Here is a 19,103-nt window from a genome sequence, read left to right on the forward strand (position 1 = left end):
AAATTTCATATTTTTCGAATATCTTCCCTATTTATTGACATTCACGATGAAAATGCGCTTTCTGTGAAAATTATTTACACGCCTTCATGAGGGCGCATATACCCACGGACGGACGGCATGCGCATTTTCACGGCCTCGCTTGCAACGGAAACCAACACCTTTTCGCCCGTGCCGACCGATATGAACGCGTTCAAGGCGGCGTTCTATGCGGGGCCGGGCGAGCATCCGGATACGCCAACGCTGTGCTCTTCCGTGGTGCCGATCCTGCGCCGGCGCGGTCGGGCAGAGGGTTTTACCGTTCTCGAGGGTACGTCCTGCTGGGCGGAACCCGCCGGGCTCATTCAGCGCAAGACCTATGAGACGCTGCGCGACCAGATTCTCGACGAACTTGATGGCGCACTTCCGGTCGATGCCGTCGTGCTGGGCCTGCATGGCGCGATGGTGGCGCAGGGCTATGACGACCCGGAAGGGGATTTTCTGGAGCGGGTTCGCGGCCTGGTCGGCCCGGATGTGTTGATCGCCGTCGAGTTCGATCCACACAGCCACCTCACCGCCAAGCGCGTCGCCAATCTGGATATCCTGGCAGCCTTCCTCGAATTCCCACACACCGACTTCGAGGAGCGCGGCGAGCATGTCGTCGATCTGGCGCTGCGCACGCTGAAGGGGGATATCAGGCCGGCCATCTCCACCTTCGACTGCCGCATGATCACCATCTACCCGACGAGCCGTGAACCTATGCGCTCCTTCGTCGATCGCCTGAAGGCAATGGAGGGCAAGGATGGCGTCCTTTCCATTTCCATCATCCACGGCTTCATGGCCGGCGACGTGCCGGAGATGGGCACGCGCATCATCGTCGTTACGGATGATGACAAGGCGAGGGGGGATGCGCTCGCGCAGGCGCTTGGCCATGAGCTTTACGGTCTTCGCAAGCAGACAGCCATGCCGATGCTGGATACCGAGGCCGGCCTCGATCGGGCATTGGCCATCCGCGCCGAACGGCCGGAAAGGCCTGTCGTCATCGCCGATGTCTGGGACAATCCCGGCGGGGGCGTGGCGGGCGATGCGACGCATATCCTGCGCCGCATGATCGAACGCGGCTTCGAAAACGTCGCAGTGGCGACGATCTGGGATCCGATCGCCGTGTCCTTCTGCCATGCGGCGGGGGAGGGGGCGGAGCTTGCCTTGCGCTTCGGCGGGAAATGCGGCCCGGAAGGCGGCGCACCGCTCGATCTCAGGGTGACGGTGCAGCACCTCTTCGATGCCGGCTGGCAGAGCTTTCGCAACAGCCGGGTGACGCTTGGCAGCACCGCGGTCATCCGACCGGTCGGCACGACGATCGACATCGTGCTGATCACCAGCCGCACCCAGACCTACGAGCCGGACATCTTTTCCAACCAGGGCATCGATTTCACGGAAAAAGCCTTCCTGCTGGTGAAATCGACCAACCACTTCCACGCCGGCTTCCAGCCGGTCTCCTCCGACATCGTCTATATCGCGGCCCCGACGTCCTATCCGACCGACCCGGCGACGACGCCCTACCGCAAGGCGCGCCTCGATATCTGGCCCCGTGTCGCCGACCCGCTCGGGCTTGATCCTGTCATTTCCGGTTGACGGCGGCGGGCAAAGCCGGTGGTGCTTGGATGAACCGTTCAACAGGAGAATCGGCCATGGCTGACTACGACGCACCCTTCTTCATCGAGGATACCGATGAGGGCGAAATTTCCTCCGATGTCGCTGGCCTCGGCAACCTGCTCGTCACCACGCATATTCCGCTTGCAGCCGACGGCTCGCTGCAAACCGGGGACATCAGGATCCAGAGCATCGCGACGCTGGAAAGCCTCAAGAGCTCGCTGGAAAAGGCCGGCAGTAGCCTTGCCGACGTGATGCACCTGACGATCTATCTCACCGACATGGCCGAGCGCCCTACCTTCAACGAAGTCTACTGCGCCTATTTCAAGAAGCCTTACCCGGTTCGCTGCGCGGTCGGTGTCGCGGCGCTCGCCGACCCCGGCATGAAGGTCGAGGTAACCGCGATGGCGGCACGGCGCAGGCGCGTCTGAGGTTCGTCGCGTTCTCTTGAGAAAGGCCCGTCGACAGGGACGTCGGCGGGCTTTTTGCTGATATGCATATTTTCTATAAAAATAGTCAATTTCAGAAATCCGTGCCTGCTACCGCGCGTTTTCGTTTGTTATCCCTAAAGCATCGGAAGTCTCAGGCGGAGCGGGAACGATGAATGCGCATGTCGAAAACACTCTCTTCAACGTCCGCGGCACTGCGGTGCTCGATCACCCGGCGGATGCCGATCACCTGAAGGCGGCGCTGCGCATGCTGGGCGGCGGCGTCAGCATCATTACCGCAGGGGAAGGCGAAACTCGTACGGGCGCCACCGTCACCTCGGCGACAGCCCTATCGATGGAGCCGGCGCGCATGCTGGTCTCCCTCAACCGAACCTCATCCACCTGGCCCGTCGTCGAGCGCTACGGCCATCTGGGCATCAACATCGTCGGCGGCGCCCATGAAGCGCTCGCCAACCAGTTCGCCGGCCGTGGCGGCCTTCGCGGGGCGGATCGCTATCGCGGCGCGGAATGGACCACGGCCGTCAGCGGCGCGCCACTGCTCGTCGATGCCGTCGCGGCGATCGATTGTACGGTCGAGGAAGCCATCGAGCGGCACAGCCACGTCATCGTCATCGGCAGGGTCCTGGCCATCCGCATCGGCGCCGGCCACTCGCTGCTCTATCAGGACGGCCGCTATCACGCCGTGCCCCGGTAACGGCTAAGCGGCCACCCGCTCTGAATCTTAAGCAATGCCCAACTCGCCGTAAGCGGGATCGAGAACCTGCGGCCAAGCGGCCGCCTTCGAAAGGAAACAAGATGACACGCAAGATCAGACTTGGCGCCTTCCTGCCCGGCGGAGGCCAGCATGTCGCCTCATGGCGCCATCCGGACCAGCCGGTCGACGGCGCAACGAACTTCGCATTCCACAGGCAGCTTGCCGAAACGGCCGAACGCGGCTTGTTCGACGCCTACTTTCTCGCGGACAACCTCGCCATCGGCTTTGGCGGCGCGCGCGAAGGCGGCAATGCGCGTATCGCGGGTTTCGAGCCGGTGACGCTGTTCTCCGCACTCGCTCCCTTGACCACCAACATCGGCTTTATCGCCACGGCCTCCACGACCTATGAGGAGCCCTACAACACGGCGCGCAAATTCGCGTCGCTCGATCTCCTCTCCGGCGGCAGGGCGGGTTGGAACGTCGTCACCACGACGGGCGACCCGACCGCGCAGAACTTCAACCGCGAAACACAGCTTCCCCATGCTGCGCGGTATCGGCGGGCTGCCGAACATGTCGAGGTGGTCAAGAAACTCTGGGACAGTTTCGAGGACGACGCCTTCATTCGCGACAAGGACAGCGGTGTCTTCTACGACCAGGAAAAGCTGCATGAGAGCGAACACCGCGGTGAGCATTTCCAGGTGCGCGGGCCGCTCAACGTTCCCCGCTCGCCGCAGGGTCACCCGGTGATCGTGCAGGCCGGACAGTCGGATGACGGGCGCGGACTTGCCGCCGCCACCGCCGAGGTGATCTTCACCGCACATCAGCACATCGAGACTGCGCAGGAATTCTATCGCGATATCAAGGCCCGCGCCCGCGGCCTGGGCCGCAGCCCGGACCATATCCTCGTCATGCCGGGCGTGGCGCCCTTCGTTGGCCGCACCGAAGCGGAGGCGCAGGGCAAATACGACCGCCTGACGGCGCTGATCGTCGAAGAGGACGGCATCGGCCTGCTGAACGGCCTTACTGGCGGCACGCTCGATCTACGTGGTTATGACGTCGACGGCCCGTTGCCGCCCGCCCCACCGACCGAAGGCATGAAGAGCCGGCAGGCGCTGATCCGCCAGATCGCCGACGAAAACAATTTCTCCATTCGTCAGCTCTACCAGTGGATCGCCACCGCACGCGGGCATTTCACCATCGTCGGCACACCGGAAACGATCGTCGATACGCTGCAGGAATGGTTCGAGAACGAGGCCGCCGACGGCTTCAACATCCTGCCGCCATGGCTGCCGACAGGGCTTGAGGATTTCGTCGAGCTGATTGTCCCGGAACTCCAGCGGCGCGGCCTGTTCCGCACGGTCTATGAGGGACGCACGTTGCGCGAAAACCTCGGCCTGCCATTCCCCGTCAACCGCTGGACCGGCGCGCGCGCCGCAGTCCAGGCAGCCGAGTGAGGAGAGCGCCATGTCCTATGAAAACGTCAATTCCACGCTTGGCGCGGACTTCAGCCTGGCCAATGGCCCACGCGCAACGCCGGCCGTCTTGGCCCGGTTGAACGCGCTGTTGCCGGCCTTCCTCGCCCGCTATGGACTGGTGCTGACCTTCCTGGCGCTCTGGCAGGTTTCGAGCACGCAGGGCTGGGTCAACCCGTCCGTCTTCCCGCCGCTCGACCTCATCCTGTCCGCCCTGTGGGGCAGCCTTACGAGCGGGGCGCTTCTGGATGACATTGCCATCAGCCTCCAGCGCTCCGGCATCGCCTTTGTCGCCGCGGTGGTGATCGGCATCCCGCTCGGCCTCGTCATGGGGCAGGCGCGGGTCATCGAGCAGGCGCTCGACCCTTTGCTGCAATTCTTCCGCCAGACATCCGCGCTGGCGCTCTATCCGGTCTTCATCCTGCTGCTCGGCCTTGGCGAAACCTCGAAGGTCTTCGTGATCTTCTGGGCGACGCTCTTTCCGATCCTGCTATCGACGATCGGCGGCGTGAAGGAGGTCGATACCAAGCTTATCGAAATGGCGCGGACCTATGGGGCGGGGCGTCTGGCGATCTTTCGCCGTGTCGTGCTTCCGGCCTCGGTTCCGGCAATCTTCGTCGGCCTCAGGCTTTCGGCGACCACCGCTCTCCTGCTGCTCATCGCCGCCGAGATGATCGGCGCCAACAAGGGCATCGGCTTCCAGGTGATGAACGCCCAGTACAATTTCCAGATTCCGCTGATGTTTGCAGCCATCCTGCTGCTGGCGCTGCTCGGCCTGCTTGCCAATGCAGTGCTCGTCCTTCTCCAGCGCAAGCTGTGCCGCTGGGCGCAGCCCAACGCCTGATCCCCTTTTTCTCTTTCCGAAAGGACACATCCATGACCTTCCATTCCCGCAAACTCCTCCTCTCCGCAGCCCTCTTTATCGGCCTCGTTGGCACCGCCTCGGCGGAAGACGTCAAGTTCCGCTATCTCGCCAGCCAGGGCGGTCTCTCCGCCCATGAACTGGCCGCTGAACTCGGCTATTTCGACGGAACCGGCATCACGATCGAAAATGTCGGTTACGCCACAGGTGGCCCCGCCTCGCTGATCGCGCTTGCCTCCGGCGATGTGGAACTCGGCAGCGCTGCAACGGCGGCCGTTTTGAATTCCATTGTCGGCGGCAACGACTTCGTTGCCGCCTATCCCTCGAACGGCATCAACAAGGAAGTAGAGTCGATTTTCTACGTCCTGGAAGACAGCCCGATCAAGGACATCAAGGATATTGCCGGCAAGAGTATCGCGGTGAACACGCTCGGCGCCCATCTCGATTATACGATCCGCGAGGCCCTGCATTCGGTCGGCCTGCCCACCGACGCCGCCAATCAGATCGTCGTGCCGGGGCCGCAGCTCGAGCAGGTCCTGCGGTCCGGCCAGGTCGATATTTCCGCCTTCGGTTATTGGCAGACAACATTCGAGGGGGCGGCGAGGAAGGCCGGCGGCCTGCGCGCGATCTTCGGCGATACGCAGGTGCTCGGTGAGATCGCCGGTGGCTTCGTCGTGCTGCGGCGCGACTTCATCAAGGCGCATCCCGAGGCGGCCAAGGTCTTCGTGGAGCAGTCCGCCCGCGCGCTCGACTATGCCCGCGAACATCCCGAAGAAACCCGCAAGATCTTCGCAAAAGCCTTGGAAGAACGCGGAGAAAACCCTGAAATCGCCCAATATTTCCGCGGTTACGGCGTGCGTGCCGGCGGTCTTCCCGTCGAGCGGGACCTGCAGTTCTGGATCGACGTGCTGGTCCGCGAGGGCAAGCTGAAGGAAGGCCAGCTTGTGGCCAAGGATGTGCTTTACACGCCTGACACAGCAACGAACTGAGACACGATCATGAGCCTTGCCCCACAAACTCTACGCGGGGAGGTGACGATCCGTCACCTCTCAAAATCCTTCACCCTGAACGGTCGGCCGCTGCCGGTTCTCAGCGACGTCAATCTGCAGATCCGCTCCGGCGAAAGCCTCGCCATCGTTGGGGCCAGCGGATCCGGCAAGACGACGTTGCTGCGCATTCTTGCCGGGCTCGACACGGCCGACAATGGCGAGGTGCTGATCGACGGCAAGGCTGTCAAAGGCATGGGAGCCGAGCGTGCCGTTATCTTCCAGGAACCACGGTTGCTGCCCTGGCTGACCGTGCTCGACAATGTCGCCTTCGGTCTTGATACCCGCGGTGGCGTCAGCCGGGAGGAGGCGCGCAATCGGGCCCGACGCTATGTGCATCTTGTCGGGCTCCAGGCCTTCGAGAGCGCCTATCCGCGCCAACTCTCCGGCGGCATGGCGCAGCGCGTCGGCATTGCCCGCGCCCTTGCCGTCCAGCCGGAAATCCTGCTGCTCGACGAACCGCTGGGCGCGCTCGACGCGATGACCAAGATCAGCATGCAGCAGGAACTGACGCGCATCTGGCGCGACGAGGACGTGACGACCATCCTCGTTACGCACGACCTGGAGGAAGCGATCTATCTCGCCGACCGCATTCTCATCCTGCCGCGGGAGAAAAATGCCGCGCCACGGCTGATCGAGATCGATCTGCCGCGTCCGCGCGACCGGAGTTCACCGCAATTCGTTCGCCACCGCGAGGAACTGCTGAACCTCTTCGGGCTGCACTGACCGCAATTCCCTGACGATTGCCTTTGACCCTGCCTGCTTCGGCCGATAGACGAACGTCATTCGACCGGAGCAGGCGTTTTTGTTGACGCTTGGCCTCGTCGGACGGACAGACCTTTCGACGAGGATCCCATGACCGATCTTTTCGATGCCGCACCGCGCACAGGCTCGATGCCGCTTGCCGCCGAACTGCGGCCGGCTACGCTGGACGATGTGATCGGGCAGGAGAAGATCATCGGCGAGGGGACGATGCTGCGCCGGCGTATCGTAGCCGGCCGGCTCGGCAGCATCATTCTCTACGGTCCACCGGGCCTCGGGAAGACGTCGATTGCCCGCGCCATCGGGAACATGCTCGGAAAGAACTTCCGGCCGCTGCATGCCGCGCACAACAATGTTGCCGATATCCGCAAGATCGCCGACGAGGCGCGCATGCGGCCGACGCTGCTCTTCGCAGACGAGGTGCATCGCTTCAGCGCAACGCAGCAGGATCACCTTCTGGCACTTTGCGAAGAGGGCGTGGCGGATTTCATCGGTGCGACGACCGGCAATCCCTATCACACGCTGACGCCCGCTCTGATCTCCCGCTCGACCATTCTGAAGCTCGAGCCGCTTACCCTCGAGGAGATGGAGGAGGTGGTGCAGCGCGGCCTTGCCCACCTGGCGGCGCGCGGTCTGGAAGTTCGGCTGGAGCCTGCTCAATTGCGCCGTATCGCAGGCCGTTCCGGCGGCGATGCGCGGCGCGCGCTGACGGTGCTGGAGAGCCTTGCGGTCGGTCATGCGCCGGGCAAGCCCGTCCTGATAACGGAGGCGATGGTCGAGGAAGCCTATGCCGCAGCCCCGGTCAATCACGACCGATCGGGCGACGCGCATTATGATGTTGTCTCGGCCTTCGTGAAATCGATGCGCGGCTCTGATCCCGATGCCACGCTCTACTGGCTCGCCCGGCTGATCCATGGCGGCGAGGACCCGCGCTATATTGCGCGCCGCATCATGATCCACGCCTCGGAAGATGTCGGCCTTGCCGACAACACCGCGTTGCAGACCGCCGTCGCCGCTCTGCATGCCGTCGAAAAGATCGGGTATCCGGAGGCGCAGATCATTCTGGCGCACGCCGCGCTGCATGTGGCGCGGGCGCCGAAGTCAAACTCCGCCTGCCGCGGCATTTCGCTGGCGATGGCGCATGTGGCGAGCGAGGCGCCGTCGGCCGTGCCGATGCATCTGCGCGATGCGCATTACAAGGGTGCGGCCGCACTCGGCCATGTCGGCTATGCCTTTCCGCATGATGACGGACGCGGCTGGAGCGAACAGGTGTATGCACCGGATGTCTCACGCGGCAGCTTCTACCAGAGCGACGCCCGCGACGCGGCGACCTTCGAGCGGCGTGCGGACGAGCATTGGGATCAGGTGACGGGTCGTGCGACGCCGCGCCGATTCGACGGCGGGCGCTGAGGGTCAGGCCTCGACCAGTCCCGCCCTGATGCGGTTGACGACCGTCCAGACCAGCAGCACGCAGGTCATCGGCTGGATATGCCATGTCCATGCCGGCAGGACGCCGAAGACGGCGACCAGTGCACCGAGCGCGCCGAACAGCAGCGCCCGGTCGCTCTTGCCCATGGGCCCCTCATAGTTCCGCCCCTTCCCATGCGCGACGCCCAGCACGCCGGCAAATTCCGTCAGCGTGGCGAGGAAGATGATCGCGAAGAGCCATGGCAGCGAGAAGGGGGCGATCAGCGCGAAGGGCACATAGAGCGCGGCATCGGAGACGACATCGGTGATCTCGTTGAGATAACCGCCAAGCGCGCTCTTCTGGCCATGCTCGCGGGCCAGCATGCCATCGACGGCATTGAACGCCATGCGCAACGCCATCCAGATCGGCACGAGCGCGAAGAGTGCAGGCTCGGGATTCAGAACGAGAAGTGCCCCGATCGCGACCGAGACGGTTGCCGCGATGAGTGTCACCTGATTGGCCGTGACGCCCATGCCTGCGAGCCGGCCGACAAGCGGGCGAAGAAGGGTCTGGAAGGACGATTTCAGTTTATAGATCGACATGAAAGTTTAAATCCGCTCGATTGTCTTCAACAAATGCAGACGCAACGCTATGAAATCAACTGCAAACCGCAGGGCTCATCCGTATAGGGTGGACAAGGTTTGAAAGGGAGTGAGGACCGCATGATCGAATCGGCGTTTGCGAGCCACGATGGCGTGGAGCTTTTCTATCGCACCTGGCCCGCACGCTCCGGCACGGCGAAGGGTGCAATCGTGCTCCTGCACCGCGGCCACGAGCACAGCGGCCGGGTGGCCCATATCGCCGAAGAGCTCGGCCTCGACGACTTTGCCATCTACGCCTGGGATGCGCGCGGCCATGGCCGATCGCCCGGCGAGCGCGGCCACTCGCCGTCCTTTGCCCATTCGGTGCGCGACCTCGACTGCTTCGTGCGCCACATTCGCGAGACCGGCGGCTTTGCCATGGATCAGATCGCCGTCATCGCCCAGAGTGTCGGCGCGGTGCTGGCCGCAACCTGGGTGCATGACTATGCGCCGGATATCCGGGCATTGGTGCTTGCCTCGCCCGCGTTCGACGTCAAGCTGTACGTGCCCTTCGCCAAGGAGGGCATTGCACTATGGCAGAAGCTGAAAGGCACGTTCTTCATCAATTCCTATGTCAAGGCGCGTTTCCTGACGCATGATCCGGCACGCATCGCCTCCTTCGAGGCTGATCCGCTGATCACCCGCCCGATCGCCTCCAACATCCTGCTCGAACTCTATGAGACGGCGGACCGCGTGGTTGCCGATGCGCGCGCCATCACCGTGCCGACGCAATTGCTGATCTCGGGCGCCGATTTCGTCGTGCGGCACGGGCCGCAGCACCGCTTCTTCGAAAATCTCGGCAGTACGATCAAGGAACGGCATGTGCTGCCCGGCTTCTACCACGACACGCTGGGCGAACGGGATCGGGCAAAAGCCCTGGAGAAGGTGCGCGCCTTCATCACGGCGCGGTTTGCCGAGCCTCCGGTGGTGGCGGATGTCCGTCGCTCGCACCTTTCCGGCTATACCCGCGACGAGGCCGACCGGCTGGCGACGCCGCTGCCGCTTCTGTCGCCGCGCGGGCTCTACTGGGCAATGACGCGCGCCTCGATCCGTCTTGGCGGGCTGTTTTCCAAAGGCATTGCCACCGGCGTGCGTACCGGCTTCGATTCCGGTTCGACGCTGGATTACGTCTATGAGAACGAACCGCGCGGCCTCGGCCCGGGTGGCCGTCTGATCGACCGGCAGTTTATCGACGCCATCGGCTGGCGCGGCATCCGCCAGCGCAAGGTCCATCTGGAGGAACTGATCGGCAAAGCGCTTTCGCGTCTCAAGGCCGAGGATAAGCCGCTCCGCGTACTGGATATCGCGGCCGGTCACGGGCGCTACGTGCTGGATGCGGTGGCGGCGTCGGAAGCGAAACCCCACAGCATCCGCCTGCAGGACTATTCGCCGATCAACGTGGAAAAGGGCACGGCCTTGATTGCCGAACGTGGTCTCCAAGGCATCGCTGCCTTCCACCGCGCCGATGCCTTCGACACGGAAGGGCTGGCGACGATCGAACCGCGGCCGACGCTTGCCATCGTCTCCGGTCTCTACGAATTGTTCCCGGACAATGCCATGATCGAGGCTTCGCTTGCCGGCCTCGCGCGCGCCGTGGAGCCCGGGTCGCTCTTGATCTACACCGGCCAGTCCTGGCATCCGCAACTGGAAATGATCGCCCGCGCACTCACCTCCCATCGCGGCGGCGAGGCCTGGATCATGCGCCGGCGCACCCAGCAGGAAATGGATCAGCTCGTGGCAGCCGCCGGCTTCCGCAAAATCGAGCAGCGCATCGACAAGTGGGGGATTTTCACCGTGTCGCTGGCCGAGCGTATCTGAGGCCGGCATGGGGGAGGGCATCGCACCGGTTCTCGTCACTAACCGCCGCGCGGTTTTTCGCACGGCGGCGCTTTGGCTCGCCTTCCTGGCGCCGTTCTTCTACCTGACCTACGGTACGGCGAACTGGCTGGCATCGCTGCGGACGGCCGTGCCCAACCTCGCCTTCGGCTGGGAAACACACATTCCCTTCATCGCCTGGACGATCATCCCCTATTGGTCGATCAACGCCTTCTATGCGCTTTCGCTGTTCGTCAACGACATGCCGGAGGAGGTGGGCCGGCTGGCGCGGCGCTATCTCACCGCACAGGTCGTCGCCGTCGTCTGCTTCATTATCCTCCCCCTGCAGGCCATCTTCGTGCGGCCGGAGACGGATGGCCTGCCCGGTTTCATGTTCGACGTGCTCGGCGGTTTCGACAAGCCGTTCAACCAGGCGCCGTCGCTGCACATCGCGCTGCTCGTCATCATCTGGGATCATTGGCGCGGGCGGCTGAGCGGGATCGGCGGCGCCGTCTGGCACGTCTGGTGCCTGCTGATCGGCCTATCCGTGCTGACCACCTGGCAACATCACGTCATCGACATCCCGACCGGCGCCTTGCTCGGCCTCTTCGCGCTCTGGCTTTTCCCGGCAGGCAGGCCTTCACCGCTCGCCGGCTTCCATAGGACGAATGATGCGAAAGCGCGGCGGCTCGCGACCTATTACGCCGCCGGCGCTGTGGCGTTTCTCATCCTGACCGTCCTGGCGACACGCGATTCCGGGGCGGGGCTGCTTCTGCTCTGGCCGAGCCTGGCGCTTGCCATCGTCGCGCTCGGCTATGCCGGGGCCGGGACCGCCGTTTTCCAGAAGCAGGCGGATGGACGCGTCAGCCTTGCCAGTCGATGGCTGCTTGCACCCTCCCGGCTCGGCGCGCGGCTGAACATCCTGTGGTGGACCCGAAAACTTCCGCCGGCGGTGGAGGTGGCCGACGGCGTCTTCCTCGGTCGCTATCCATCCCGTGCGGACCTTTCGACCTATGTCGCGGTGATCGACCTGTCGGCGGAATTTCCTGGACATAACGTACCCGGCCTCGCCTGGCACGCCTTTCCCGTCCTTGATCTGCTGGCGGCTTCCGCGCCGCGCATCCGCGAAGCTGCGATGGCAATCGAGGAGGCACGGCGGCATGGCCCGGTTCTCGTCAGTTGCGCGCTCGGCTTCCAACGCAGCGCCGCTGTTGCCGCCTGCTGGCTGATGCGGTCGGGCCACGCCACCAATGCGGCCGCGGCCGTGGCGCAGGTCAAGGCGAAGGGCCGGCCGGTCCATCTTCCGTTCGAGGCCTATGCCCTTATCGAGGAGGCCGCACGGTGACGGACTGGAAGGGGGCTGCAGGTGACGCCGGTCGCCGCCTGCGGCGAAACGGCCTGATCGGCAGCGCGCTAGCCCTGCTGATCCTCGCGATCGCCCCGCCGACGGCGGGCGTGCATGGTTTTACCGCCCCGCTCGGCTGGTGGCTACTGCTGGCCTTCTGCCTGTTGCCGCTTGCCGTCTCGGTCCATCTGCTGTTCGACGCAGCACTCTTCCGGCTTGCCGCGTCCCATGACACGGAAGAGGCAGGTCTCTCTGCCATCGATGATGTCTTATCTCGCATGGGGCTCCGGGCGAGGGACCACACGCCGCGACCGCTGGTGGAGCGCCTTCAGGGATGCCGCCGGCTTGTCTGGTTCCAGCGCGCATCGCTCGCCATCGGCGTCTTGCTCTATGCCATCCTCCTTCTCGACGCGATGGATGGAGGCGGCGCATGACGGGTGGTGGAGCATCCCTCCTGCAAAAAGTGTCCGGCGCAGCACTTGCGGGCCTTTCCCGCGCCGTCACCGGCGTCAGGCCCATCTGGGCAGGCGCGGCACCGAACGGCCGGCAGCGCATCTATTTTGCCAATCATGCAAGCCATGGCGATTTCATCCTCATCTCGACCTGCCTGCATCCGGCCGAGCGCAGCCGCACCGCCGCCGTCGCGGGCGCTGACTATTGGAACGCGGATTCCGTCCGCCGTTTCATTTCCGGAAAGCTGCTGCGCACGGTGCTCGTCGAGCGCAACTGGGTCGAGCGCACCGCCGATCCTTTGCAGGTCATGCTCTCGGCGCTCGATGCGGGCGAATCCCTGATCTTCTTCCCGGAGGGCACGCGCAACATGACCGAGGAGCTGCTGCTGCGCTTCCGTTCCGGCCTCTACAATCTCGCCGCCGCCCGGCCGGATGTCGAACTGGTGCCCTGCTGGATCGAGAACATGTCGCGCGTGTTGCCCAAGGGGGCGGTGCTGCCGGTGCCCTTGCTTTGCCGCGTGATTTTTGGCGCGCCGATCGCGCTGGAGGCAGGCGAGGAGCGCAAGGCTTTTCTCGACAAGGCCCGGCAGGCACTTCTGACGCTGGCGCCGAAAAAGGATGGACACCGCTGATGAGCGACGACACCACACGCCTCTTTATCGGCCTCGTTGCCGTGCTCGTAACAGCGAGCGCAGTCGCCGGCGTGCTCTCCTATCGCAGTCCGAAGCCGCTGCCCTCGACGCTCGACAATCTCAATGCGCGCATCAAGGCGTGGTGGATCATGGTGACGGGCATCAGCATCGCTTTCCTGTTCGGCACGGGCGGCGTGATCCTGCTGTTCGCCTTCGTCTCCTTCGCTGCCCTTCGCGAATATGTGACGCTGACCAATACGCGCCATGCCGACCGCTGGACGCTGCTCGGCATGTTCCTCATCATCATACCGGTGCAATACTACCTGATCTGGATTGACTGGTACGGGCTCTATTCGATCTTCATCCCCGTCTATTGCTTCCTCGCCATGCCCGCACTGACGGCAATCCGGGGCGATACGTCGCGTTTCCTCGAACGGGTCAGCGAGCAGCAATGGGGTATCATGCTCTCGGTCTATTGCATCAGCCACGTGCCGGCGCTTGTGACCCTGCCCATTCCGGGCAATGAGGGCCGCGGCCTGCTGTTGATCGCCTTCCTGATCGCCACGGTGCAGGGCAGCGACGTGCTGCAATATATTTTCGGAAAGCTCTTCGGCCGTCACAAGGTCGCGCCGAGCATTTCGCCCTCGAAAACCTGGGAAGGGCTGATCGGCGGCATAGCCAGCGCCTCCCTGCTTGGCGCGGGGCTCTATTGGCTGACACCCTTCTCGCCCTTCGAAGCCGGCGTGCTGGCAGGGCTTGCCTGCGTCATGGGCTTTTTCGGCGGCCTCGTCGCCTCGGCGATCAAGCGCGATCGCGGTGTCAAGGATTGGGGCCACATGATCGAAGGCCATGGCGGCATGCTCGACCGTGCCGACAGTCTTGTCTTCGCCGCGCCGGTCTTCTTTCACATCGTGCGCTACGCCTGGACCTGATCAGCGGCGCTTCGGCATCGGCACCAGCGGGCCGAGGCTGTCGAGATAGGTCGACGCCCCGCCATTTTCGTAGGTGGAGAAGGCGACGTTGCGGTCTCGGTAGGATTTCAGCACCTGCCCGAGACCGTTGGCACCCTCCGCGCGAACCTGGCGCACGAGGCCGAGGTCGATGTTGATCGGAAAGATTTCCGTGACCTGACCACATTGGTGCACGACGTTGCCGGTCGGATCGGCAACCAGCGAGCGGCCGACGCCGCCGGCATCGAGCCCGTTCACGTCGACGACATAGCAGGAGAACATCACCGCCGTCGCCTGCACGATGGCGAGTTCCGCCTTGCGGTCCGTCGTGCCGGTCAGCACGGGGTGGATGAGCACCTCGACGCCGGCCGAGGTCAGCGTGCGCGTCGTCTCCGGAAACCAGATGTCGTAGCAGATGGAAAGGCCAAAGCGGCCGACGTCCGGCACGTCGAAGATCAGGAAATCGCTGCCGCCAGCGACCCCCGCCTCGAAGGGCATGAAGGGAAACATCTTGTCATAACGCCCGACGATCTCGCCGTCCGGATTGATGACGACCGAATGATTGTAGGTCCTGTCCTCGCGATGCACGAAGTAGGTGCCGGGAATGATCCAGACGCGGTGTTTTGCGGCGAGCGCCTGGAAGACGGCTTCGTCGGCGCGCGGATCCTCCGCCGCGCAGGCATGCAGCGGACCGTGCATGGCGAGTTCGGAAAAGACGATCATGTCGGTGCCCGGATAGAGCGCCATAGTCTTTTCCACCTGGATCGTCATGGCCGCGATGTTGCCACCGGTGATCGGCACGGGCATCTGGATCCCGGCGACCAGGAAGCGGGCATTGTCCCGCCGGCCGGCGGAGGACGGCATAGGGTTTGCGTCGGAAAGGGAGCCTGACATGATCAATCTCTATGGGAACTATTTGCCGCTGCGGGCGGTGGGACGGGTCGGAACGCCCCGCGGCGTCGGGGAGACGAGATCGTCGAAGGCCACGCCGCGATAGGGTTTGCTCGACTTGAGCACGATGTAGCTCGACAAATTGCCGATCTTGGGGCCGAGCCGCAAAAGCTCGTCCGACAGCATCTGATAGGAGGCGATGTCCGGGCAGACGAAGCGTACGAGATAATCGATCGGCCCGCTGACCTTGGTGCATTCCACCACGTAGCGCATCTCTTCGACCATCGTCTCGAAGATCTGGAAATCCTCCAGCCCATGGCTGTTGAGCGTCACCGCGGCGATGACGTCGACATGCCGGCAGACTTTCGCGAGATCGATACTGGCATGGTAACTGGTGATGACGCCGGCCTTTTCGAGCCGTTTCACCCGCTGCAGGCAGGGGCTTGGTGAGAGGCCTACGGCATCGGCCAGCTCCTGGTTCGTCACGCGCGCATTGGCCTGGAGACATGCCAGAATACGCAAATCGATCTGATCGAGCCGGATCGACCCGTCTTCATCCTTCATTCACTCGCCCCCTGCTGCATGGACGGGCCATGCGTCTCCCGATGAGCGTGGCCCGACAGCCTCGAACCATAAGGATACGTTTGTCCCGACCCTGTCAAGGCGACCGCCGGACCGCTGTTTCGCCCCATCCGGTCCCCCATTGGCGCTTGCGACAAGAACTTTCGAGAAGGGCGCCGTGCTCAGCAGCAAGTGTCGGAAAATGACAGAAATACGGCAGCACCTTTGCCGAACCCAACGCTACAGTGGTTGCCTATGGGGAGACATCGGGGGGAACGATGGCGTCAACTATCCTGGAACAAATCACACGCAAGAAGCCGGTCGACCGGCTGGTTGCGGACACCTCGGGTGCCGGCGACGGGCATGGCCATCTCGGACGCTCGATCACGCTGTTCCAGCTGATCATGTTCGGTGTGGGCGCGACGATCGGCACGGGCATCTTCTTCGTGCTGAGCGAACAGGTGCCGGTGGCCGGCCCTGCGGTCGTGCTCTCCTTCATCATCGCGGCGGTCGCGGCAGGCCTGTCGGCGCTCTGCTATGCCGAGATGAGTTCGATGATCCCGGTCTCCGGCTCGTCCTACTCCTATGCCTATGCGACGCTCGGGGAGGGCATAGCCTTCTTCGTTGCGGCCTGCCTCGTGCTGGAATACGGCATCTCCGCCGCAGCGGTCGCGGTGGGCTGGGCCGAATATGTCGAGAAGCTGCTCTTCAACATCACCGGCATCGTGCTGCCCGGCTGGATGATCAAGGGGCCGATCACCGTCGTCGATGGCGACCATCCCTTCGCCATGGCCTTCTTTGCGGAAGGATCCGGCCTGATCAACCTGCCGGCCGTCATCCTTGTCATGCTCTGCTGCATCCTGCTTTTGCGTGGCGCAAAGGAATCGGCGCGCGCCAATGCCATCATGGTGGTCATCAAGCTTGCCGTTCTGGCGCTCTTCATCGTGATTGCCGGCAGCGCCTTCAACAGCGCGAACTTCACGCCCTTCTTCAATGAGAGCGGATTCGGCGGCGTGCAGGCGGCAGCGGCCTCGATCTTCTTCACCTTCGTCGGCCTCGATGCCGTTTCGACGGCGGGCGAGGAAGTGGTCAATCCGCGGCGCAACCTTCCGATCGCCATCATCTCGGCGCTGGTCATCGTCACCGGTTTCTACGTGCTGGTGGCGCTCGCCGCCCTCGGTGTGCAACCGGCGGACGCCTTTGACGGGCAGGAGGCGGGCCTCGCCACGATCCTGCAAAACCTGACGGGCGCTGCCTGGCCGGCCAACCTGCTGGCCGCCGGCGCAGTCATCTCGATCTTCTCTGTCACGCTCATCGTGCTTTACGGCCAATCGCGCATCCTCTTTGCTGTGTCGCGTGACGGTCTGCTGCCGTCGATCTTCCATAAGGTCGATCCGCGCAGCATGACGCCGGTCGCCTGCACCATCATCGTCGCGGTCTTCGTGTCGCTGATCGCCGCCTTCGTGCCATCGGGTCTGCTCTGGGACCTGACGAGCATGGGCACGCTCACCGCCTTCACCGTCGTCTCGGCCGGCGTTTTGATCCTGCGCTACACGCAGCCGGACATGCCGCGCGGCTACCGCGTGCCGTTCGGCCCGGTCCTGCCGGTGCTTAGCATCGTCGCCTGCCTGTACCTGATCTTCAAGCTGAGCTGGATGGTCTATGCCATCACCGGCGTATGGGTGGCGATCGCCGCACTCGTCTATTTCGGTTATTCCGCCCGCAACTCGCGGCTCGAAAGGCCGGAAGGCCTCGGCGAGGCGGCAGAATGAAAATCCTCGTCGGTCTTTCCGCCGACCAAGGCGGACAGGAGGCGCTGGCGCTCGGCGCGGTGCTCGCCCGGTCCTGCAAGGCTTCGCTCGTCGCCTGCACGGTGACGCCCGATACCTGGGGACATCCCTCGCCGGCGCGCGTCGACGGCGAATATGGCAGCTTCCTCGCCCGCCACACCGCCGCGGTGCAGGCCGAGGCCAAGGCATCGCTTCCGAACGACGTGATGGCGGAGTTCCTCGCCGTCTCCGCCTCTTCCGCCCGCGAGGGCCTGACCAGGACGGCCTCCGAGATCGGGGCCGATTGCCTCGTGCTCGGCTCGGCGCGCGAAGCTCCGTTCGGTCGCTTCGGCGAGGGCGGCGTGACGACGGAACTGCTGCGCTCGGCGCATCTGCCGGTCGCGGTGGCGCCACACGGCTATTCGGCCGGCCCTCAGACCCGCGTGCGCCGGCTGAGTGCGTCCTTCTCAGGCTCGGCGTCGGCGGCGGATATCGTGGCGCGCAGCGCAGCACTTGCCCGCGAATATACCGTCCCGCTCCGCCTCGTGACCTTCGTGGTGCGCGACAAGCAGATGTACCCGACAGGTGCCGGCTACGATGCGGAACACTTCGTTTCCAACGTGCTGCGCGAGCAGGCGCGGGACGCGCAAACAGCCTTGCTCGCGGGGCAGGCTGGGCTTTCCGCCGAGATCGCCGACGGCGCGACCTGGAAGGCGGCTTTCGATTCGCTCACCTGGCAGGAGGGCGAATTGCTGGTCCTCGGTTCCAGCAAGCTGGGGCCGCTGATGCGTGTCTTTCTCGGCTCGAATGCCCGCAAGATCGTCCACAATGCGCCGGTGCCCTGCCTCATCCTGCCGCGTGGCGAAGAATAATCGGAAAGGGGTATTCCAGCCCGTCGGGCAAGTCTCCTAGAGTGCATTCAGGATGGGGCAAACGATGTGAAACAGCGCCCCGCCGGAGGAAAATAAGATGACGACGAGACTGTTCAACCAGCCGCTAGGCGGCAATGAGATGCCGCGTTTTGGCGGGCCTGCGACGATGATGCGGCTGCCGACGCAGCCGACGACGGAAGGGCTCGATGCCTGCTTCGTCGGCATTCCGATGGACATCGGCACCTCGAACCGGCCGGGCACGCGCTTCGGGCCGCGCCAGATCCGCACCGAGAGCTGCATGATCCGGCCCTACAACATGGCGACCCGTGCCGCGCCCTTCGACAGCCTGCAGGTCGCCGATATCGGCGACGTGGCGATCGACACGTTCAACCTGCCCAAATGCGTCGACATCATCACCGATGCCTATCGCGATATCATCAAGGATGGCTGCAAGCCCCTGACGCTCGGCGGCGATCACACGCTGTCCTACCCGATCCTGCGCGCCATCGCGGAGAAGTACGGCCCCGTCGGCCTCATCCATGTCGATGCCCATGCCGACATCAACGAACACATGTTCGGCGAGCCGATCGCCCATGGCACGCCGTTCCGCCGCGCGGTCGAAGCCGGCGTGCTCGACACGAAACGCTGCATCCAGATCGGCGTGCGCGGTACCGGCTATGCCGCCGACGACTTCGACTGGCCGCGCGAGCAGGGTTTTCGCGTGGTGCAGGTGGAAGAGTGCTGGCACAAGTCGCTGACGCCGCTGATGGAGGAAGTCCGCGCGCAGATGGGCGACCGTCCGGTCTACCTCTCCTTCGACATCGACAGCCTCGACCCGTCGATTGCGCCGGGT

The 19,103-nt window shown here is 64.1% G+C and carries 19 protein-coding genes; 16 read left to right on the forward strand and 3 right to left on the reverse strand.

Annotated elements, in window-relative coordinates; translation table 11 throughout:
* Positions 1-117: 117 nt before the first annotated feature.
* The 8 genes from GR138_RS16010 to GR138_RS16045 all read left to right on the forward strand — a co-directional run bounded on the left by GR138_RS16010 (position 118) and on the right by GR138_RS16045 (position 8,324).
* Positions 118-1,611 (forward strand): M81 family metallopeptidase, encoded by a 1,494-nt coding sequence (locus GR138_RS16010; protein WP_160860235.1) that lies wholly within the window; start codon positions 118-120, stop codon positions 1,609-1,611.
* Positions 1,612-1,667: 56 nt separating this feature from the next.
* Entirely contained in the window at positions 1,668-2,060 is a 393-nt protein-coding gene (locus GR138_RS16015; RefSeq protein WP_160860236.1) for a RidA family protein, read from the forward strand.
* A gap of 169 nt (positions 2,061-2,229) precedes the next feature.
* Complete coding sequence (locus tag GR138_RS16020) at positions 2,230-2,772, forward strand: flavin reductase family protein (protein ID WP_160860237.1); 543 nt, start codon at positions 2,230-2,232, stop codon at positions 2,770-2,772.
* Between the two features lie 101 nt (positions 2,773-2,873).
* Entirely contained in the window at positions 2,874-4,226 is a 1,353-nt protein-coding gene (locus GR138_RS16025) for an LLM class flavin-dependent oxidoreductase (RefSeq protein ID WP_160860238.1), read from the forward strand.
* 10 nt (positions 4,227-4,236) lie between these two features.
* Positions 4,237-5,088, forward strand: a complete 852-nt coding sequence (locus tag GR138_RS16030) for an ABC transporter permease (RefSeq protein ID WP_160860239.1) — start codon at positions 4,237-4,239, stop codon at positions 5,086-5,088.
* Between the two features lie 32 nt (positions 5,089-5,120).
* Positions 5,121-6,095 carry an ABC transporter substrate-binding protein gene (locus tag GR138_RS16035; protein ID WP_160860240.1) on the forward strand — a complete coding sequence of 325 codons (975 nt, stop codon included), beginning with the start codon at positions 5,121-5,123 and terminating at the stop codon, positions 6,093-6,095.
* A 9-nt stretch (positions 6,096-6,104) separates the two neighbouring features.
* Positions 6,105-6,878 carry an ABC transporter ATP-binding protein gene (locus GR138_RS16040; protein ID WP_160860241.1) on the forward strand — a complete coding sequence of 258 codons (774 nt, stop codon included), beginning with the start codon at positions 6,105-6,107 and terminating at the stop codon, positions 6,876-6,878.
* A gap of 129 nt (positions 6,879-7,007) precedes the next feature.
* Positions 7,008-8,324, forward strand: coding sequence for a replication-associated recombination protein A (locus GR138_RS16045; RefSeq protein WP_160860242.1), 1,317 nt, complete (start codon positions 7,008-7,010; stop codon positions 8,322-8,324).
* A 3-nt stretch (positions 8,325-8,327) separates the two neighbouring features.
* On the opposite strand, the gene GR138_RS16050 is transcribed toward GR138_RS16045, so the two are convergent.
* A complete protein-coding gene (locus tag GR138_RS16050; protein ID WP_160860243.1) occupies positions 8,328-8,924 on the reverse strand; it encodes a CDP-alcohol phosphatidyltransferase family protein in 597 nt (198 codons plus the stop codon).
* A 120-nt stretch (positions 8,925-9,044) separates the two neighbouring features.
* Between GR138_RS16050 and GR138_RS16055 the strand changes: the two genes are divergently transcribed.
* From GR138_RS16055 to GR138_RS16075, 5 genes are read left to right on the forward strand one after another with little or no spacing between them, the layout of a single operon-like run.
* The gene (locus tag GR138_RS16055; RefSeq protein WP_160860244.1) at positions 9,045-10,781 is read left to right on the forward strand and encodes a bifunctional alpha/beta hydrolase/class I SAM-dependent methyltransferase; all 1,737 of its coding nucleotides are present in this window, start codon (positions 9,045-9,047) and stop codon (positions 10,779-10,781) included.
* A gap of 7 nt (positions 10,782-10,788) precedes the next feature.
* Positions 10,789-12,123, forward strand: coding sequence for a phosphatase PAP2/dual specificity phosphatase family protein (locus GR138_RS16060; RefSeq protein WP_160860245.1), 1,335 nt, complete (start codon positions 10,789-10,791; stop codon positions 12,121-12,123).
* Positions 12,120-12,557 (forward strand): hypothetical protein, encoded by a 438-nt coding sequence (locus GR138_RS16065; RefSeq protein ID WP_160860246.1) that lies wholly within the window; start codon positions 12,120-12,122, stop codon positions 12,555-12,557. The genes GR138_RS16060 and GR138_RS16065 overlap by 4 nt, the downstream gene beginning before the upstream one ends.
* Complete coding sequence (locus GR138_RS16070; RefSeq protein ID WP_160860247.1) at positions 12,554-13,207, forward strand: lysophospholipid acyltransferase family protein; 654 nt, start codon at positions 12,554-12,556, stop codon at positions 13,205-13,207. The genes GR138_RS16065 and GR138_RS16070 overlap by 4 nt, the downstream gene beginning before the upstream one ends.
* Positions 13,207-14,139 carry a phosphatidate cytidylyltransferase gene (locus GR138_RS16075; RefSeq protein ID WP_160860248.1) on the forward strand — a complete coding sequence of 311 codons (933 nt, stop codon included), beginning with the start codon at positions 13,207-13,209 and terminating at the stop codon, positions 14,137-14,139. The genes GR138_RS16070 and GR138_RS16075 overlap by 1 nt, the downstream gene beginning before the upstream one ends.
* Here the strand turns inward: GR138_RS16075 and GR138_RS16080 are convergent, their stop codons facing one another.
* Complete coding sequence (locus GR138_RS16080) at positions 14,140-15,051, reverse strand: carbon-nitrogen hydrolase family protein (RefSeq protein WP_202402667.1); 912 nt, start codon at positions 15,049-15,051, stop codon at positions 14,140-14,142.
* 18 nt (positions 15,052-15,069) lie between these two features.
* Positions 15,070-15,612, reverse strand: coding sequence for an Lrp/AsnC family transcriptional regulator (locus GR138_RS16085; protein ID WP_160860249.1), 543 nt, complete (start codon positions 15,610-15,612; stop codon positions 15,070-15,072).
* A gap of 275 nt (positions 15,613-15,887) precedes the next feature.
* On the opposite strand from GR138_RS16085, the gene GR138_RS16090 reads away from it, so the two are divergent.
* The 3 genes from GR138_RS16090 to GR138_RS16100 form a co-directional block, all read left to right on the forward strand.
* Positions 15,888-17,381, forward strand: coding sequence for an APC family permease (locus GR138_RS16090; RefSeq protein ID WP_160860250.1), 1,494 nt, complete (start codon positions 15,888-15,890; stop codon positions 17,379-17,381).
* Complete coding sequence (locus GR138_RS16095) at positions 17,378-18,250, forward strand: universal stress protein (protein WP_160860251.1); 873 nt, start codon at positions 17,378-17,380, stop codon at positions 18,248-18,250. The genes GR138_RS16090 and GR138_RS16095 overlap by 4 nt, the downstream gene beginning before the upstream one ends.
* A 97-nt stretch (positions 18,251-18,347) precedes the next feature.
* Positions 18,348-19,103 (forward strand): agmatinase (locus tag GR138_RS16100; protein WP_160860252.1); only part of this gene is annotated, 756 nt, incomplete at its 3' end.

The sequence above is a fragment of the Shinella kummerowiae genome, from assembly GCF_009827055.1.
Lineage (GTDB): Bacteria > Pseudomonadota > Alphaproteobacteria > Rhizobiales > Rhizobiaceae > Shinella > Shinella kummerowiae.

Coding starts and splice junctions, on each gene's coding strand:
- GR138_RS16060 (WP_160860245.1), top strand. CDS start 10,789: ATGGGGGAGGGCATCGCACCGGTTCTCGTCACTAACCGCCGCGCGGTT.
- GR138_RS16080 (WP_202402667.1), bottom strand. CDS start 15,051: ATGTCAGGCTCCCTTTCCGACGCAAACCCTATGCCGTCCTCCGCCGGC.
- GR138_RS16010 (WP_160860235.1), top strand. CDS start 118: ATGCGCATTTTCACGGCCTCGCTTGCAACGGAAACCAACACCTTTTCG.
- GR138_RS16055 (WP_160860244.1), top strand. CDS start 9,045: ATGATCGAATCGGCGTTTGCGAGCCACGATGGCGTGGAGCTTTTCTAT.
- GR138_RS16035 (WP_160860240.1), top strand. CDS start 5,121: ATGACCTTCCATTCCCGCAAACTCCTCCTCTCCGCAGCCCTCTTTATC.
- GR138_RS16030 (WP_160860239.1), top strand. CDS start 4,237: ATGTCCTATGAAAACGTCAATTCCACGCTTGGCGCGGACTTCAGCCTG.
- GR138_RS16020 (WP_160860237.1), top strand. CDS start 2,230: ATGAATGCGCATGTCGAAAACACTCTCTTCAACGTCCGCGGCACTGCG.
- GR138_RS16045 (WP_160860242.1), top strand. CDS start 7,008: ATGACCGATCTTTTCGATGCCGCACCGCGCACAGGCTCGATGCCGCTT.
- GR138_RS16095 (WP_160860251.1), top strand. CDS start 17,378: ATGAAAATCCTCGTCGGTCTTTCCGCCGACCAAGGCGGACAGGAGGCG.
- GR138_RS16040 (WP_160860241.1), top strand. CDS start 6,105: ATGAGCCTTGCCCCACAAACTCTACGCGGGGAGGTGACGATCCGTCAC.
- GR138_RS16050 (WP_160860243.1), bottom strand. CDS start 8,924: ATGTCGATCTATAAACTGAAATCGTCCTTCCAGACCCTTCTTCGCCCG.
- GR138_RS16015 (WP_160860236.1), top strand. CDS start 1,668: ATGGCTGACTACGACGCACCCTTCTTCATCGAGGATACCGATGAGGGC.
- GR138_RS16025 (WP_160860238.1), top strand. CDS start 2,874: ATGACACGCAAGATCAGACTTGGCGCCTTCCTGCCCGGCGGAGGCCAG.
- GR138_RS16075 (WP_160860248.1), top strand. CDS start 13,207: ATGAGCGACGACACCACACGCCTCTTTATCGGCCTCGTTGCCGTGCTC.
- GR138_RS16085 (WP_160860249.1), bottom strand. CDS start 15,612: ATGAAGGATGAAGACGGGTCGATCCGGCTCGATCAGATCGATTTGCGT.
- GR138_RS16090 (WP_160860250.1), top strand. CDS start 15,888: ATGGCGTCAACTATCCTGGAACAAATCACACGCAAGAAGCCGGTCGAC.
- GR138_RS16070 (WP_160860247.1), top strand. CDS start 12,554: ATGACGGGTGGTGGAGCATCCCTCCTGCAAAAAGTGTCCGGCGCAGCA.